General features: G+C 75.6%; 15 protein-coding genes and 1 tRNA gene. 6 read left to right on the top strand and 10 right to left on the bottom strand.

Annotation, left to right across the window (positions count from 1 at the left end; all coding sequences use genetic code 11):
• Nucleotide 1: 1 nt before the first annotated feature.
• From E4P43_RS08125 to E4P43_RS19855, 3 genes are all read right to left on the bottom strand, one after another.
• The gene (locus E4P43_RS08125; protein WP_245159005.1) at nucleotides 2-628 is read right to left on the bottom strand and encodes a TetR/AcrR family transcriptional regulator; all 627 of its coding nucleotides are present in this window, start codon (nucleotides 626-628) and stop codon (nucleotides 2-4) included.
• 163 nt (nucleotides 629-791) lie between these two features.
• The gene (locus E4P43_RS20810; RefSeq protein WP_280790946.1) at nucleotides 792-923 is read right to left on the bottom strand and encodes a hypothetical protein; all 132 of its coding nucleotides are present in this window, start codon (nucleotides 921-923) and stop codon (nucleotides 792-794) included.
• A gap of 126 nt (nucleotides 924-1049) precedes the next feature.
• Complete coding sequence (locus tag E4P43_RS19855; RefSeq protein ID WP_167759119.1) at nucleotides 1050-1205, bottom strand: hypothetical protein; 156 nt, start codon at nucleotides 1203-1205, stop codon at nucleotides 1050-1052.
• Nucleotides 1206-1331: 126 nt separating this feature from the next.
• Here E4P43_RS19855 and E4P43_RS08120 point away from each other — a divergent pair, with 126 nt between their 5' ends.
• From E4P43_RS08120 to E4P43_RS08105, 4 genes are all read left to right on the top strand, one after another.
• On the top strand, nucleotides 1332-1691 hold the full coding sequence (locus E4P43_RS08120) for a DUF3140 domain-containing protein (RefSeq protein WP_245159004.1): 360 nt from the start codon (nucleotides 1332-1334) through the stop codon (nucleotides 1689-1691).
• A gap of 6 nt (nucleotides 1692-1697) precedes the next feature.
• The gene (locus E4P43_RS08115; protein ID WP_135144955.1) at nucleotides 1698-2405 is read left to right on the top strand and encodes a methyltransferase domain-containing protein; all 708 of its coding nucleotides are present in this window, start codon (nucleotides 1698-1700) and stop codon (nucleotides 2403-2405) included.
• 73 nt (nucleotides 2406-2478) lie between these two features.
• Nucleotides 2479-3507 (top strand): 3-oxoacyl-[acyl-carrier-protein] synthase III C-terminal domain-containing protein, encoded by a 1029-nt coding sequence (locus tag E4P43_RS08110; protein ID WP_135144954.1) that lies wholly within the window; start codon nucleotides 2479-2481, stop codon nucleotides 3505-3507.
• A gap of 69 nt (nucleotides 3508-3576) precedes the next feature.
• Nucleotides 3577-4218, top strand: a complete 642-nt coding sequence (locus E4P43_RS08105; protein WP_245159003.1) for a response regulator transcription factor — start codon at nucleotides 3577-3579, stop codon at nucleotides 4216-4218.
• 10 nt (nucleotides 4219-4228) lie between these two features.
• Here E4P43_RS08105 and E4P43_RS08100 read toward each other — a convergent pair whose 3' ends face one another.
• A complete protein-coding gene (locus E4P43_RS08100; RefSeq protein ID WP_135144953.1) occupies nucleotides 4229-5707 on the bottom strand; it encodes an ATP-binding protein in 1479 nt (492 codons plus the stop codon).
• 97 nt (nucleotides 5708-5804) lie between these two features.
• Between E4P43_RS08100 and E4P43_RS08095 the strand changes: the two genes are divergently transcribed.
• Complete coding sequence (locus tag E4P43_RS08095) at nucleotides 5805-5999, top strand: hypothetical protein (RefSeq protein ID WP_135144952.1); 195 nt, start codon at nucleotides 5805-5807, stop codon at nucleotides 5997-5999.
• Between the two features lie 32 nt (nucleotides 6000-6031).
• Here E4P43_RS08095 and E4P43_RS08090 read toward each other — a convergent pair.
• The 4 genes from E4P43_RS08090 to E4P43_RS08075 all read right to left on the bottom strand — a co-directional run bounded on the left by E4P43_RS08090 (nucleotide 6032) and on the right by E4P43_RS08075 (nucleotide 10566).
• Nucleotides 6032-6105, bottom strand: a tRNA-Gly gene (locus E4P43_RS08090).
• 52 nt (nucleotides 6106-6157) lie between these two features.
• Nucleotides 6158-7123, bottom strand: coding sequence for a methyl-accepting chemotaxis protein (locus tag E4P43_RS08085; protein WP_209313785.1), 966 nt, complete (start codon nucleotides 7121-7123; stop codon nucleotides 6158-6160).
• A gap of 1 nt (nucleotide 7124) precedes the next feature.
• Complete coding sequence (locus E4P43_RS08080) at nucleotides 7125-7703, bottom strand: PAS domain-containing protein (protein WP_135144951.1); 579 nt, start codon at nucleotides 7701-7703, stop codon at nucleotides 7125-7127.
• A gap of 154 nt (nucleotides 7704-7857) precedes the next feature.
• Nucleotides 7858-10566, bottom strand: a complete 2709-nt coding sequence (locus E4P43_RS08075) for a S8 family serine peptidase (protein WP_135144950.1) — start codon at nucleotides 10564-10566, stop codon at nucleotides 7858-7860.
• Nucleotides 10567-10699: 133 nt separating this feature from the next.
• Here E4P43_RS08075 and dcd point away from each other — a divergent pair, with 133 nt between their 5' ends.
• Complete coding sequence (dcd, locus tag E4P43_RS08070; protein ID WP_113810772.1) at nucleotides 10700-11287, top strand: dCTP deaminase; 588 nt, start codon at nucleotides 10700-10702, stop codon at nucleotides 11285-11287.
• On the opposite strand, the gene E4P43_RS08065 is transcribed toward dcd, so the two are convergent.
• Both E4P43_RS08065 and E4P43_RS08060 read right to left on the bottom strand, forming a co-directional pair.
• Nucleotides 11256-12578 carry an MFS transporter gene (locus E4P43_RS08065; RefSeq protein ID WP_245159002.1) on the bottom strand — a complete coding sequence of 441 codons (1323 nt, stop codon included), beginning with the start codon at nucleotides 12576-12578 and terminating at the stop codon, nucleotides 11256-11258. The genes dcd and E4P43_RS08065 overlap by 32 nt on opposite strands.
• A gap of 65 nt (nucleotides 12579-12643) precedes the next feature.
• On the bottom strand, nucleotides 12644-13594 hold the full coding sequence (locus tag E4P43_RS08060) for a DUF389 domain-containing protein (protein WP_245159010.1): 951 nt from the start codon (nucleotides 13592-13594) through the stop codon (nucleotides 12644-12646).
• Between the last annotated feature and the right edge of the window lie 71 nt (nucleotides 13595-13665).

The raw sequence follows: 13665 nt of genomic DNA, 5'->3' as shown, positions 1-13665 counted from the left end.
CTCAGGCGCGGGCGACCGCCGCGTCGATCAGCTTCTCGGCCAGCTGGCGGCCGTGGGCGGCCGGCCCGTCGGGGCCGAGCAGCCCGCCGGAGAGGTACATGCCGTCGATGATCAGGTGCAGCTGGGCCGCGAGGTCCTCGCCACCACCGGGCACGACCTCCTCGGCCAGCCGCTCGAGGCGGCCGTAGAGCTCGAACTTGTAGTCCGCGGCGGCGCTGCGGGCGGGGTGCTGCGGGTCGTCGTACTCGCTGCTGACGTTGTTGAACGGGCAGCCGCGGAAGCCGGTGCGCGTCACGTCGCGCTCGACGGCGTCGACGACCGACAGCAGCGCCGCGCGCGGGTCGCCCTCCAGGCGGGCCAGCTCGGCGTCGATGAAGGCCAGGACGGTGGCCGCCTTCCGCGAGAGGTAGGCGCCGACGAGGTCGTCCTTGCTCTTGAAGAGCCGGTAGACCGTCATCTTCCCCAGCCCGGTCTCCCGGACCAGCTCGTCCATGCCGACGCTGCGCGAGCTGCGGCTGGAGAACAGGCGCTCGGCGGTGTCGAGCACGATCTCCTGACGCTCTGCTCGGCTGCGGCGGACCGGTGCCGTGGTGTCGTCGGCGGCGGCGCGGGGGAGTACGGCGGTCACGTCAGCGAGCATGCACCGGTACGTGACGGAGCAGTTCGCGGCACGCCGGGGTGGTTGCTCTGGGTGACGAGAGGCGCCCGGGCTGAACGGGACGCCGGGGATCGATGTGGTCGGTGTGGTCACCCAGCGCGACGAGAGCGCCGGTCCTGCGGGGCCGGACCGGTCAGGTGCGGCGCGTGCGGCGCGGGTTGGCGAGCATCCGGGCGACGGCGCGCGCGGCGGCCTCGGCGCGGGGCTCCTCGGTGGAGGTCCCGGTCGACTCCTCGGTGCGGGGCTGGTTCGTGGTCTGCTCCATGTGCCGCAGCGTGCCCGGGGGGTGACTCGAGGAAACCGCCCCGCCGGCGAAGTGCCCCCTATCGGGGCAGAGACGCTGCTCACCGCCGCCGGGCACGCGCGGCGGTGAGCGTCGTCCGCGGATGGTTCAGGCGTCCGGCGTGTCCGCGCCGTCGCCGGCGGCGTCGGAGCGGCCCTCGGCCGGCTCCTCCGGGTGCGGGGTGCGGCCGCTGCCGCTCTCCTCGCCGGCGGGGTCGCCCTCGGCGCGCTCGGCGCTGCGGGGAGTGCGGTGGGACTCGCTCATGTCGGCTCCTCCTCGTCGGTACGGGTCGGCAGGCCTGTGCCCGGTCCTCCCGGCGGTGAACCGCCGGTCGGCGCAGGTGACCGGCGGTTTCCGGGAGCGGGTCGCGAGGTACCGGGGGTGGACGACGTGAGCGGAGGACCGATGGCCGGCGAGGACCCCGACGAGACCAGGCGCCAGTTCGGCGAGGCGGTGAACATGACCGCCGGCGAGCTGGAGAGGTGGCTCGCCGGCGAGGAGTCCCAGGCCGTCGGCCAGAAGGGCGACGACGGCGGCGAGTCGACCGGCCACGCCTCGGGACGGCGCATCGTCGAGCTGCTCCGCACCAGGAAGGACGACCTGACCGACGACGACCTCGCGCACATGCGCAAGGTGCACGGCTACGTCCAGCGCCACCTGGCCCAGGAGCCGAAGGGGGAGGACGTCGAGACCTCCAGGTGGCGCTACTCCCTGATGAACTGGGGCCACGACCCGCTGAAGAAGGGCTAGCCCTGCGTGCGAAGCACCACCCGGCCGCGCAACGACCCGGCGCAGTACGACGACCTGGCCGACCAGTGGTGGCAGCCCTCGGGCGGGTTCGCCGCCCTGCACTGGCTGGCGGCCTCCCGTGCCGAGCACATCCCGCAGGCGGCCACCCCCGGCGCGCTCCTGGTGGACCTGGCCTGCGGGGGCGGGCTCATGGCGCCGCACGTCGCCCGGCTGGGCTACCGGCACGTCGGCGTCGACCTGGGCGAGGCGGGCCTCCGCGTGGCCGGCGGGCACGGTGTCCTGCCGGTGCAGGGGTCGGTGCTCGCCGTGCCGCTGGCCGACGGCTGCGCCGACGTCGTCGTCGCCGGTGAGGTGCTCGAGCACGTGGCGGACGACGTCGCCGTGCTCGCGGAGTGCGCGCGGCTGCTCCGTCCGGGCGGGACGCTGGTCGTCGACGCCCTCGCCGACACCCGGGTCGGCCGCTTCCTCATGGTCACGGTCGCCGAGCGCCTGCCCGGCGGCCCGCCGCGCGGCATCCACGACCCGGCGCTGTTCGTCGACCGCGCGCGGCTGCTGTCGGCGGCCGAACGCTTGGGGCTGGACCTGCGGCTGGTCGGCCTCCGGCCGTCGGTGCGCGACCTGGTGGCCTGGCTGTCGCGCCGTCGGGACGTGGTGCGCATGAAGCCCGTGCGCTCGACCGCGGTCGTCTTCGCCGGCTACGGGCGCAAGCGGTGAAGGAGCGTCGGTCCCGGGGCGCACGTACCGTCGTGAGCATGATCCCCAGCAGGTGCGCCGCGGAGCGGCGAGCGTGACCGCGGCCGTCGTCACCGGCGCGGGGTCGGCGCTGCCGACCACGCTGGACCAGCGGGCCGCGTGGGACGGGTTCTTCGCCCGGCACTACGAGGGCGTCCGCGCCGCAGAGCGCATCTTCATGGGCGCCGGCGTCCGCCGTCGGCACGCCGTGGCCAACCCGATGGACGAGGACCTCAGCGGGTGGGGCACCGGGGCGCGCATGGCCCGCTACATCCAGGAGGCGCTGCCCCTGGGGAAGCAGGCGGTCGCCGGGGCGCTGGACGCCGCCGGGCTGGCCCCCGGTGAGGTCGGCCTGTTCGCCGTCGCCACCTGCACCGGGTACGCGACGCCCGGCCTGGACATCCGGCTGGCAAGCGACCTGGGCATGCCGGCAGGCCTGCAGCGGCTGCTGGTGGGCCACATGGGCTGCTACGCCGCGATCCCGGGGCTGGCCGCCGTCGGCGACTTCGTCACCGCGCGCTCCCGCCCGGCGGTGCTGCTCTGCTGCGAGCTGACCAGCCTGCACGTGCAGCCGGCCCAGCGGGACCTCGAGCAGGTGGTGGCGCACGCGCTCTTCTCCGACGCCGCGGCCGCCGTCGTCGTCGAGCCGGGGGCCGGCCGCGGCCACCGCCTCGCCGGGGTCGTGGCCCGCACCGACGCCTCGACCGCCGACCACATGACCTGGGACGTGACCGACCTCGGCTTCCGGATGGGGCTCTCCCCGAAGGTGCCCGACGTGCTCTCCCGGCACGTGGGCGACGTCGTGGACGAGCTGCTCGCCGGCGCCGGGCTCCGGCCGGAGGACGTGGCGGGCTGGGCGGTGCACCCCGGTGGCCCGCGGATCATCGACGTCGTCCGCGACGAGCTGGGGCTGCGCGAGGAGCAGGTCGCGGCGTCCCGGCGGGTCCTGTCCGAGCACGGCAACTGCTCCTCGGCCACCGTGCTGCTGGTCCTGCAGGAGCTGGCCGACGTCGACGGGCCGATCGTCGCCATGGCCTTCGGCCCCGGACTGACCCTCTACGCGGCGCTGCTCCTGCCCGCCTGACCTGCCGGGACGGGGGCGCGGGCCCTACGCTGCTCTGTGGCCGAGATCACATCGAGCGTGGGAGGGGTCGTGCAGCCGTCCACCCGCATCCGCGTCTTCCTGGTCGACGACCACGAGGTGGTGCGGCGCGGGGTGGCCGAGGTCCTGGAGGACGACGCCGGCATCACCGTCGCCGGTGAGGCCGGCACGGTCGCCGAGGCGCTGGCCCGCGTGCCGGCCGTGCGGCCGGACGTGGTGATCGTGGACATGCGCCTCCCGGACGGCGACGGCGCGGGGCTGTGCCGGGAGCTGCGTGCCCGGGTGCCCGGGCTGCCCTGCCTGGTGCTCACCAGCTACGGCGAGCAGGACGCCCGCGACGCGGCCTTCGGCGCCGGCGCGGCCGGCTTCCTGCTCAAGCAGGTGCGCGGCCCGGCCCTGGTGACGGCGGTGCGCACGGTCGCTGCCGGAGGGACGCTGGCCCAGGAAGGGCTCCGGCCGCCGGCCGCGCGGCTGGGCACCGACCGGCTGGCCCGGCTCACCGACCAGGAGCGCATCGTGCTGCGGCTCATCGGCGAGGGCCTGACCAACCGGCAGATCGGCGACCGCATGGGCCTGGCCGAGAAGACCGTGAAGAACTACACCAGCCACCTGCTCGCCAAGCTCGGCCTCGAGCGGCGCACCCAGGCCGCGATCCTGGCCACCGAGCTGCGCGACCAGCGCGGCTTCCGCTGAGGGCGGCGGCTCACCGCGGGAGCGGGACCGCCCACTCGATCTCGGTGCCCGACGGGGCGGCGGAGACCGCCAGCCGCCCGCCGCGCCGCTCCGCCCGGTCGGCCAGGTTGGCCAGCCCACTGCGCACCGTCACCGGCGGCAGCCCGCAGCCGTCGTCGGTGACCACCACCCGCACGCCGTCGGCGATCGCCACCGTCACGGTCAGGCGCGAGGCCGCCGCGTGCCGCACCACGTTGGTGACCAGCTCGCGGACCACCGCCACCACGTCGGGCACGAGGTCCGGTGGCAGGTCCTCGACCTCGTTGTGCACCCGGAGTGCGGGGCGGAGCCCGTGGCCCTCGGTCACCGAGCGCACGATCTCGGTGAGCCGCCGGCGGACGGCGTCCGGCGAGGCGTCCTCCGCCCCGTGCAGCTCGAAGATCGACGCCCGGATGCGGGCGATGGTGCCGTCGAGCTCGTCCACGCGCTCGGCGATCCGCTCCGCCACCTCCGGGGCGGTGGCCTCCAGCGACCGCCCCACGCGGTCGAGGGCCAGGGCGGTGGCGAAGATCCGCTGCACCACGTGGTCGTGCAGGTCGCGGGCGATCCGGTCCCGGTCGGCCTGGAGCTGCAGGCGCCGCTCCCGCTCCTGGCTGCGGGCCAGCTCCATCGCCACGGTGGCCTGTGTGGCGAACGCCGCCGCCAGGTCGAGGACCCGGCGGTCGAAGGGTGGCCGGCCCCGCATCCGCATGACGGTCAGGGTGCTGAGGGGCGCGGGGCCGCCGAGCGGGATGAACAGCGCCGGGCCGTACCAGCGGGCGATCGCGTCGACCACCTCGTCGAGCCGGGTCCCCGGCGGTGGGGTCGCGGCGTCGTCGATGAGCAGCGGCACCCCGGAGCGGTGCGCCGCGTGCAGGCGCGTCTCGCCCAGCGGCAGGCGGACGCCCTCCAGCTCCGCGGCCGTCGGTCCCACGGCCGCGGTGATGCGCAGGGTCGTGTCGTCGTCCGGCTCGGGTACCAGCACCCCGACGGCATCGGCGCCGGCGAGCTCGGCCACCCGGGCGGCGGCCTCGCGCAGCACCTGGTCGGCGGGCCGGCCCGAGAGGAGGGCGCTGGCGATCTCGGTGCCGGCCAGGGCCCAGCGGCGCCGGAGGCGTGCGTGCTCGACCAGGAGGGCGTTCTCGACGGCCGGGGCGGCGCCGGCCGCGAACGCCGCTCCCCGCGCGCGGTCTGCCGGGGTGAAGGCGGGTGCGCCGGCGGCGCGGGCGACGCGCAGGGCGGCGAGCACGGCGTCGTCGGCACGCAGCTGCAGCTCCAGCGCGTGCGACGGCGCAGGGGCACCCGCCCCGGCCGCCCCCAGCGTGACGGAGCGCTCCGGCTCGTCGTCCGCCGAGCGCGCGGTCAGGGCCACGTGGTCGCCGCCCAGGTGCTCGGCGGCGGCCTCGGCCAGTCGGCGCAGCGTGGCCTCCAACGGCCCGGGGGCCGCCGGGGTGGCGCGGCCGTCGGTCACCGACGGTCCGGGAGCTCGGGCGGGGGCACGGCCCGAACCGTAGGAGTGCCGATGCGGTTCCGGAAGCGGTCAGCTCATCGTGGTGCGCCATCCGGTCGTGTCCCAGGGACCAAAGGCCCCCGCCCCGGCCGACCGGGGCCGGCTGGTGGTGACCGAGGTGGACGTCGACCAGACGTCGGTCGGCGGTCCCGCCGAGCTGGTCGAGGCGGTGCTGCGGGCGCCGGAGCTGGAGGCCTGGCCGGTGCGCCCCGGCGAGGAGCTGACCCACGACGGGGACTGGGAGGACCGCTGAGCGGTCGCGCGTGCCGGTGCCCCGGCGGCGAGTGGAGCGGGTGACGAGAATCGAACTCGCACTGTCAGCTTGGGAAGCTGATGTTCTACCATTGAACTACACCCGCGAACGGCGACGAGACTACCTGGTCGCCCCGCCCCCGCGGCAGCCGCCCCCGCTCAGCGGCGCATGCCGGCGAGGAAGCCGATGGCCTCGGACCGCAGCTTCTCCGCCATCTGCGACAGGCCGGTGACGTCGTCGTGGCCGGTGTTCAGCGACGCCGACCCGTCCACGGCCGCGGCGATGCCGTCCACCAGGCCGTTCATCTCGTCGACCGTCCCGCCGACGCTGCCCATCACGCCGGCCACGTTCTCCGACACCTGCCGGATCTGCTCCACCTGCGCGGTGACCCGCTCGGTGGCCCGGCCGGTCTGGTCGGCCAGGTCCTTGACCTCGGAGGCCACGACGGCGAAGCCCTTGCCGGCCTCCCCGGCGCGCGCGGCCTCGATGGTGGCGTTGAGGGCCAGGAGCCGGGTCTGCGCGGCCACCGAGTCGATGAGCGCGATGATCTCCTTGATCTCGGTCGAGGAGCGGGTGAGCATCGAGATGGTGTCCCGGGCGGCGACCACCTCGCTGCTGGCCGCCGACGCCGCGGCGGTGAGACCGGAGGCCGAGGCGCTGAGCTCGGTCGCCGCCGTCGCCACCTGCTCGGACATCGACAGCACGACGGACTCGAACTCGTCGGCCATCCGCAGCCGGCTGGACTGGGCCTCGGCGACCCGCCCGTCGGTCGCCTGCATGGCGGAGCGGGCGTCGTTGATGTCGACGGCGCTGCGCCGGAAGGAGCCGAGCAGCCCGGTCGTGAGCAGCTTGCGGTGGTACCGGCCCTCGGCGGCCGAGCTGAGCGCGGCCGAGGACTCCCGGACGAACGCGTCGCTGACGTCCAGGACCCGGTTGAGCGCGTGGTGCAGCGCCGTCAGCTCGGGGACGCTCTCGGCCGCCGGCGTCAGCCGGCTGCGGACCTCGAGGTCGCCCTTGGACGCCGCCTCGCAGGCCTTGGTCAGCTGGCGCACGAAGTCGCGGTAGACGGCGAGCTCCTCGGCGTCGCCGCGGCGTCCGGCGTCGCGCAGGGACCGCATGCCCATCTCAGTGCTCCTCGCGGGTGATGATGCTCCAGATGAACTCCTCGTAGCTCTGCTGCTGCTCGGCGAGCAGGTCGCCGAGCAGCCGCGAGGAGGCCTCGGCCGCGGCTCGGGCACCGGAGTGCCGGCGCTCCTCGGCGAGCAGCTGCGCGTAGACGGGCTGCACGCGCCGGATGGCGGCCGCGGACGGCTTGCGGCGGCTGGAGTGGTAGCCGACGACCCGGCCGTCGGGGCCCTGGGACGGCGTGACGTGCGCCAGCACCCAGTAGTGGTCGCCGTCGGAGGCCAGGTTGTTGATGTAGGCGAAGATCTCCTGCTTCGCGGCCAGGGTGTCCCACAGCAGCTTGAACACCGCGCGCGGCATCTCGGGGTGCCGCACGAGGTTGTGCGGCTGGCCGAGGACCTCGTCCAGCTCGTACCCGCTCACCCGGAGGAAGACGTCGTTCGCGTAGGTGATGACGCCGCGGGGGTCGGTCTTGGAGACGATCAGCTCGTCGGCGGCGAAGCTCCGCTCCCGCCCGGTGGGGCGGATGGTGGGTCGGGCGCCACGGGACGCGTGGGGCGCCGGGCGGGTGTCGAGCACGAGGTCTCCCTGCGGTTTCCGGGTGTGACCTGTCCATCGGCAGTCCGAAGCTGTACCGGAACCTCCGGGAACGACACCGCGCCCCGTCCGTATGGGGAAGCCGGACGGGGCGCGGTGGTTCAGGGGACGCGCCGGAGAGGCGCGCGGAGCGGCGTCAGATCGCGACGCCGGTGCAGCTGACCGAGCAGTTCTGCGACCAGACGTGCCCGAGGGCGCGGAACCGGTCGGAGCGGACCAGGCGCTCGCCCGAGGGGCCCTCGGCGCCGGCGGCGGGCGGCGTGCCCGTGCCGGGGGAGGTGCCACCGGGGGTGCTGCCGCCCGGCGTCGAGCCGCCCGGCGACGTGCCCGGCGACGTGCCCGGCGTGGTGCCGGTGCCCGGCGACGTGCCGCCCGCGGCCGGCGAGGTGGGCGTGGTGCCGCCCGGCGCCGTGCCGACCGTCTCGGTGTAGGTGAGCGCGTCGTCCAGGACCGCGGAGCGGCCGTCCCGGGCGTGCACCGACACGTCGTAGGTGCCGGCCACGCGAGCCGGGACCCGGAACACCAGCCTGGTCGCCGAGCTCTGCACGACCGTCGCCGTCGCGGTCGCGCCGATGCGCACCGTCGGCATGCTGGGCAGCGCCAGGCCGGTGACCGTGACCAGGGACCCGCCGCTCGTGGCGACGACGTCCGGGCTCAGCGACGTGATCCGGAAGTCGCTCACCTCGGGGTAGGTCTTGGTCCCCGGAGCGGTCGGCGCCGTGCCACCGGGCGAGGTGCCCGGCGAGGTCCCCGGCGTGGTGCCACCCGGAGCCGGCGTGCTCGGCGTGCTGCCACCCGGCGAGGTGCCACCGGGCGAGGTGCCACCGGGCGAGGTGCCGGGCTGGGTGCCCGGCGTCGTCCCGGGCTGGGTGCCACCGGGCGAGGTGCCGGGCTGGGTGCCCGGAGCCGGGGTGCCCGGCGTCGTGGTGCCCGGCGCGGGGGTGCCGGGAGCCGGGGTGCCCGGGGCCGGCGTGCCCGGGGTGGGCGTGCGCGGTGCCGTCGGGGCCGGGGTGCCCGGAGCCGGGGTGCCCGGGGTGGTCGGCGTGCTGCCGCCGGGCGCGGGGGTGGTGCCGCCGGGGGAGGTGCCGGGCCGCGTGGTGCCCGGGGTCGTCCCACCGGGGGTCGAGCCGCCCGGGGAGGTGCCGGGCGCCGTGCCCGGCACCGACACCAGCAGGGGAGCGGCGGTCATCCGACCGACCGGCTCGCCGTCGCGGTACAGCTGCACGGTGAGCACGTAGCGGCCGGCGGCCAGGTCCATCGACGGCGCCAGGGCGAAGCCGTCCAGGGCCTGGTGCACGCCCAGGTCGAAGCGGGCGTCCCCGGCGTCGTCGGTCGGCACGCTGGTGCCGTCCAGGGTCACGTCCTTGTCGGCCAGCGCCCAGATCTCGCCGGCGTGCTCCATGCCGAGGCCGACGTCGACCGAGTAGCGGCCGCTGGCGGCCGGCGCGCTCACGCCGATGGTGGGCGTGACGGTGCCGGGGCGGGCCGTCATCGACGTGAAGGCGTACCGCACCTGCTCGCCGGTGCGGGCGGCCAGGCCGTCCATCGTCAGCCGGCCGCCGGTGACCGACCGGCCGACGAACGCCGCCTTGGGGTCGACGTCGGCGAGCAGCGCGTCCTTGATCTCCAGGGCGGTCGCCTCCGGCATGACCGCGCGGTACATCGCGACGGCGGCCGCGACGTGCGGGGCCGCGAACGAGGTGCCGTTGCCCACGCGCATCCCGCCGTCGTTCCACGCAATGGGCAGCTTCTCGCCGGGGGCGAAGAGGTCGACCGACGAGGCCCCGTAGGCGGAGTGGGCGGCCACCGTGTCGGACGCGGTGGAGCTGCCGACGGTGATGACGTTCGGCTCCGTCAGGCTCGCCGGGTAGAGGATGCTGCTGTCGCGGTTCAGCGAGTCGTTGCCGGCCGCGGCGATGACGAGCACGTCGTGCGCCGCGGCGTAGGCGACGGCTTCGCGCAGCGCCTGCAGGGTGCTGCCGGTGACCGCGCCGCCCCAGGAGGCGTTGATGACGTCGGCGCCGTGGTCGACGGCGTAGCGGATGGCGCGCGCGCCGAGGTTCACGTCGACGGTGCTGCCGCCGCCGATGACCAGGGGCATGATCGACACGTTCGGGGCCAGGCCGGCCGAGCCCACGCCGTTGTTGGCGCGGCCGCCGACCACGCTGGAGACGCTGGTCCCGTGCGTGCCCATCGCGCCGTTGTCGATGTCCGAGCTGTTCGTGTAGAAGTTCCAGCCGTTGCAGTCGCCGCGCAGGCCGTTGCCGTCGGTGTCGACGCTGCCGCAGCGCTCGTCGGGGTTGCTCCACAGCGACCCGACCAGGTCGGGGTGGTCGGAGTCGAAGCCGCTGTCGACGACGGCCACGACGCGGCCCGCCCCGGTGGTCGTGTCCCACCCGGTGGTGGCGTCGACGTCGGCGTCGGCGACGGCCGCGGTCTGGTAGGCGTTGCTGCCGGTGTTCTCGAGGTTCCAGCCGTAGGCCACGGCGTACGGGTCGGTCACCGTGCTCATGACGGGGACCGAGGGCGAGAGCTCCACCTCGCGGACCCCCGGCACGTCCCGCAGCCGCTCGGCGGTCACGCCGCTGGCGGCGACGAGCGCGCGGTCGCCGTCGAGCCACTGCGCCGAGGCCACGCCGGGCACGGCCTCCAGCGCGGCGAGGAGGGCCGGGTCGGCGGTGCCGGCCTCGGTGGTCAGGGCGTAGCGGGTGAGGCCGTCGCCCTCCCCGTAGCCGCCCGCCAGCTCGATGCCGGGCTCCGCCCAGGCCGACCACACGGCGGCGCCGGCGTAGCCGGCCACCACCGCTGTGGTCAGGACGATCCCCATGGCCCGCTTGCTCGTCATCCGTTGCAGCCCTCCGGCGCGGCCTGCCCGGACGATCCGGGAGGCGTTCCCGGGCGCATCGGCGCACCTGGCCCCCGGCTTGAGCGGCCTTCACCCGGAGGGGTGGGTGGGCGCGTTCCCTAGACTCCGCGCCATGCTGCTGAGCGACCGCGACATCACGGCCGCGATCGCCGAGGGACGCCTCGGCATCGACCCCTACGACCCGGCCCTGGTGCAGCCCTCGAGCATCGACGTCCGGCTCGACCGGTACTTCCGCGTCTTCAACAACTCGCGGTACACCCACATCGACCCGGCCGAGCAGCAGGACGACCTGACGACGCCCGTCGAGCCCGAGGGCGACGAGCCGTTCGTCCTGCACCCCGGGGAGTTCGTCCTCGGCTCCACCCTCGAGGTCATCAGCCTGCCCGACGACCTCGCCGCCCGGCTGGAGGGCAAGTCCTCGCTCGGCCGGCTGGGCCTGCTCACCCACTCGACGGCGGGCTTCGTCGACCCCGGGTTCTCGGGCCACATCACGCTGGAGCTCTCCAACGTCGCGAACCTGCCGATCACGCTCTGGCCCGGGATGAAGATCGGCCAGCTGTGCATGTTCCGCCTGACGAGCGCGGCGGAGCACCCGTACGGGTCGGCGGTCTACGGCTCGCGCTACCAGGACCAGCGCGGCCCCACGCCGTCGCGGTCCTACCGCAACTTCACCCGCGCGGAGACCCGCCGCCCCGGCTGACCGGCGCCTCGGCGCCCGCGACCTCGATCGGGTCGTCGTCGCGGGCGCTCCCCGCCCCGGTGGGCAGCAGGTGGGCGATCTCGTCGTCGACGAACCGGTCGCGGGTGACCAGCCAGCCCAGCGACCACAGCCCGGCGACGCCGACCAGCACCAGCACGAACATGCCGTCGTACCCGCCCGTCGCACCGCGCAGGACGCCCACCAGCAGCGGCCCGGCGCCGGCGACCAGGTAGCCCCAGCCCTGGGTCACGGTCGACAGCGCCGCCGTCGTCACGGGGGTGCGGGCCCGCAGGCCCAGCAGGGCCAGCACCATCGCGAAGGTGCCGAGACCCAGCCCGAGCAGGACCATCCACAGCCACGGGGCGGCCAGGGGTGCGGTCCAGAGCCCGACCCAGCCGGCGGCGTAGCAGGTCATGAAGAAGCAGACCAGCGGCCACTGCAGCCGCGGCCGGACCGTGAGCACCGGGACGACGGCGTTCACCGGGATCGCGACGATCGAGTTGACGCCCAGCAGCAGCCCGGCGGTGGCGGCGCTGAGGCCGGCGTCCCGCAGGTACTGGGCCGACCAGCCGACGATCACGTAGGCCTGCATCGCCTGCAGGCCGAAGAACGCGGTGAGGGCCAGCGCGAGCCGGCTGCGGAGCACCACCCGCAGCCGGACGGCGGTGTGCGACGCCCGGGACGCCCCGGGGGTGGGCCGCACCAGCAGCCAGGGGAGGGCCGCCAGGAGCGCCGCCACGGCCCAGATCCCCAGCGCCCAGCGCCAGCCGCCCTCGCCGACGGCGTCGGCGATCGGCTGGGTGGCCACCGAGGCGACCGCCGCACCCACGCTGAGCGCGGTGCTGTACGCGCCGACCAGCAGGCCGGTGCGGCCGGGGAAGTAGCGCTTCACGAGGCCGGGCAGCAGGACGTTGCCCAGGGCGCCGCCGGTCATCGCCATCACGGTGCCGACTACGAACAGGCCGAAGGAGCCGGCGACGCTGCGCAGGACCAGCCCTGCCGCCATGGCCAGCAGCGCGCCGGCCAGCACGTGCGAGTCGCGGAACCGGGCCGAGAGCGGGGGGCCGGCGAAGCCGAGCGCGGCGAAGCACAGGACCGGCAGCGAGGTGACCAGCCCGGCCAGGCCGCTGGAGAGGCCGAGTCCGGCCTCGATCTCCTCGAGCACCGGGCCGATGCTGTTGACGGCGGTGCGCAGGTTGAGGCCGGTCAGCACGATCGCGACGGCGATCAGCGCCAGGCCGCGCCCCGCGGACCCGGTCTGCGAGGGGACGGACGGGGCGGTGCGGGTCACCCCTGGATCGTCCTCCATGACCGGCGGCACGTTCCCGCCGGGTTGGTGGCCGACTGCAACCGTCGTCAGGCGCCGACGCGCTCCACCTTCGGCACCGTGCGGGGCATCCGGTGCCACACGGCCCGCTGCACCGCCAGGGTGGCCAGCGCCGCGACGAGGATGCCGACCAGGTTGATGCCCAGCTGGGTCGCCGCCCGGAGCAGCTCGGTGCCGCCGCCCAGCGCCAGGGAGACCGCCATGTCCGCCGCCGCCGGGACGGTGGTGACGGAGATGAAGACGCCGACCAGCGCCCCGCTCTTGGCGGAGGTGAGCGACAGGACGCCCGCGACCCCCGCCAGGACCGCGACGACGACCGACCAGCGGTCCGGCGCGGTGATGAAGCCGGTCTCCGGGCGCTCGGCGGTGAGCAGCTCGGTGCCGAACCAGCCCAGCCCCCGCCCGACCAGGACGGCGAGGGTGGTGACCGCGATGGCGACGGCGAACCCGACGAGCAGCGAGACCGCCGCCTGGCGCAGGACGGACGGCCGGCGGTGCAGGACGGCCACGGCGAGGGCCGCGAGGGGGGCGAACTCCGGGCCGAGCACCATCGCGCCGATCACCAGGATCGCCGAGTCGTTGATGATGGCGACCGCGGCCAGGAGCGTGGCGATGGTCAGGAACGCGAGGTAGGAGACCGACAGCGACGACTCGGCGTCGGTCGTGCGGACCACCTGCTCCCAGACGACCGCGTCCGCGCCGTCGCCCGGCGCGCGCTCCTCCGCCCGGCGGGCGGCGGAGGACACGGCGGCGTCGACGGCGACCATCGCGATGCCGCCGTCCCGGTCCACCCCCAGGTCGCGCAGGGCCGAGACGAGGGCGTCGGCGGACTCCCGGGCGACGTCGGCGACGACGAGGTCTCCCGCGGGGGCGACCGCGGCGCCCGGCAGCACGGCGAGGTGCGCGGTCCCCGGGTCGCCGGCGAACAGGTCGCGCACCTGCTCGGTCCGGTCGGCGGGGACGGTCACCCGCAGCTGCATCAGCACGGCGACGTTTCTATCCCGGGGAACGCGGACGGCGCGCGCCCCCTCGGGGGGACGCGCGCCGTCCG

The sequence above is a fragment of the Blastococcus sp. TF02A-35 genome (assembly GCF_004571075.1).
GTDB lineage: Bacteria > Actinomycetota > Actinomycetes > Mycobacteriales > Geodermatophilaceae > Blastococcus.
This window is presented reverse-complemented; position numbering and strand designations above follow the sequence as displayed.

Bases quoted from the DNA above. Each gene is read 5' to 3' on its own strand.
- E4P43_RS20810 (WP_280790946.1), bottom strand. From the start codon at position 923: ATGGAGCAGACCACGAACCAGCCCCGCACCGAGGAGTCGACCGGGACC.
- dcd (WP_113810772.1), top strand. From the start codon at position 10,700: ATGCTGCTGAGCGACCGCGACATCACGGCCGCGATCGCCGAGGGACGC.
- E4P43_RS08060 (WP_245159010.1), bottom strand. From the start codon at position 13,594: ATGCAGCTGCGGGTGACCGTCCCCGCCGACCGGACCGAGCAGGTGCGC.
- E4P43_RS08075 (WP_135144950.1), bottom strand. From the start codon at position 10,566: ATGACGAGCAAGCGGGCCATGGGGATCGTCCTGACCACAGCGGTGGTG.
- E4P43_RS08085 (WP_209313785.1), bottom strand. From the start codon at position 7,123: ATGGGCATGCGGTCCCTGCGCGACGCCGGACGCCGCGGCGACGCCGAG.
- E4P43_RS19855 (WP_167759119.1), bottom strand. From the start codon at position 1,205: ATGAGCGAGTCCCACCGCACTCCCCGCAGCGCCGAGCGCGCCGAGGGC.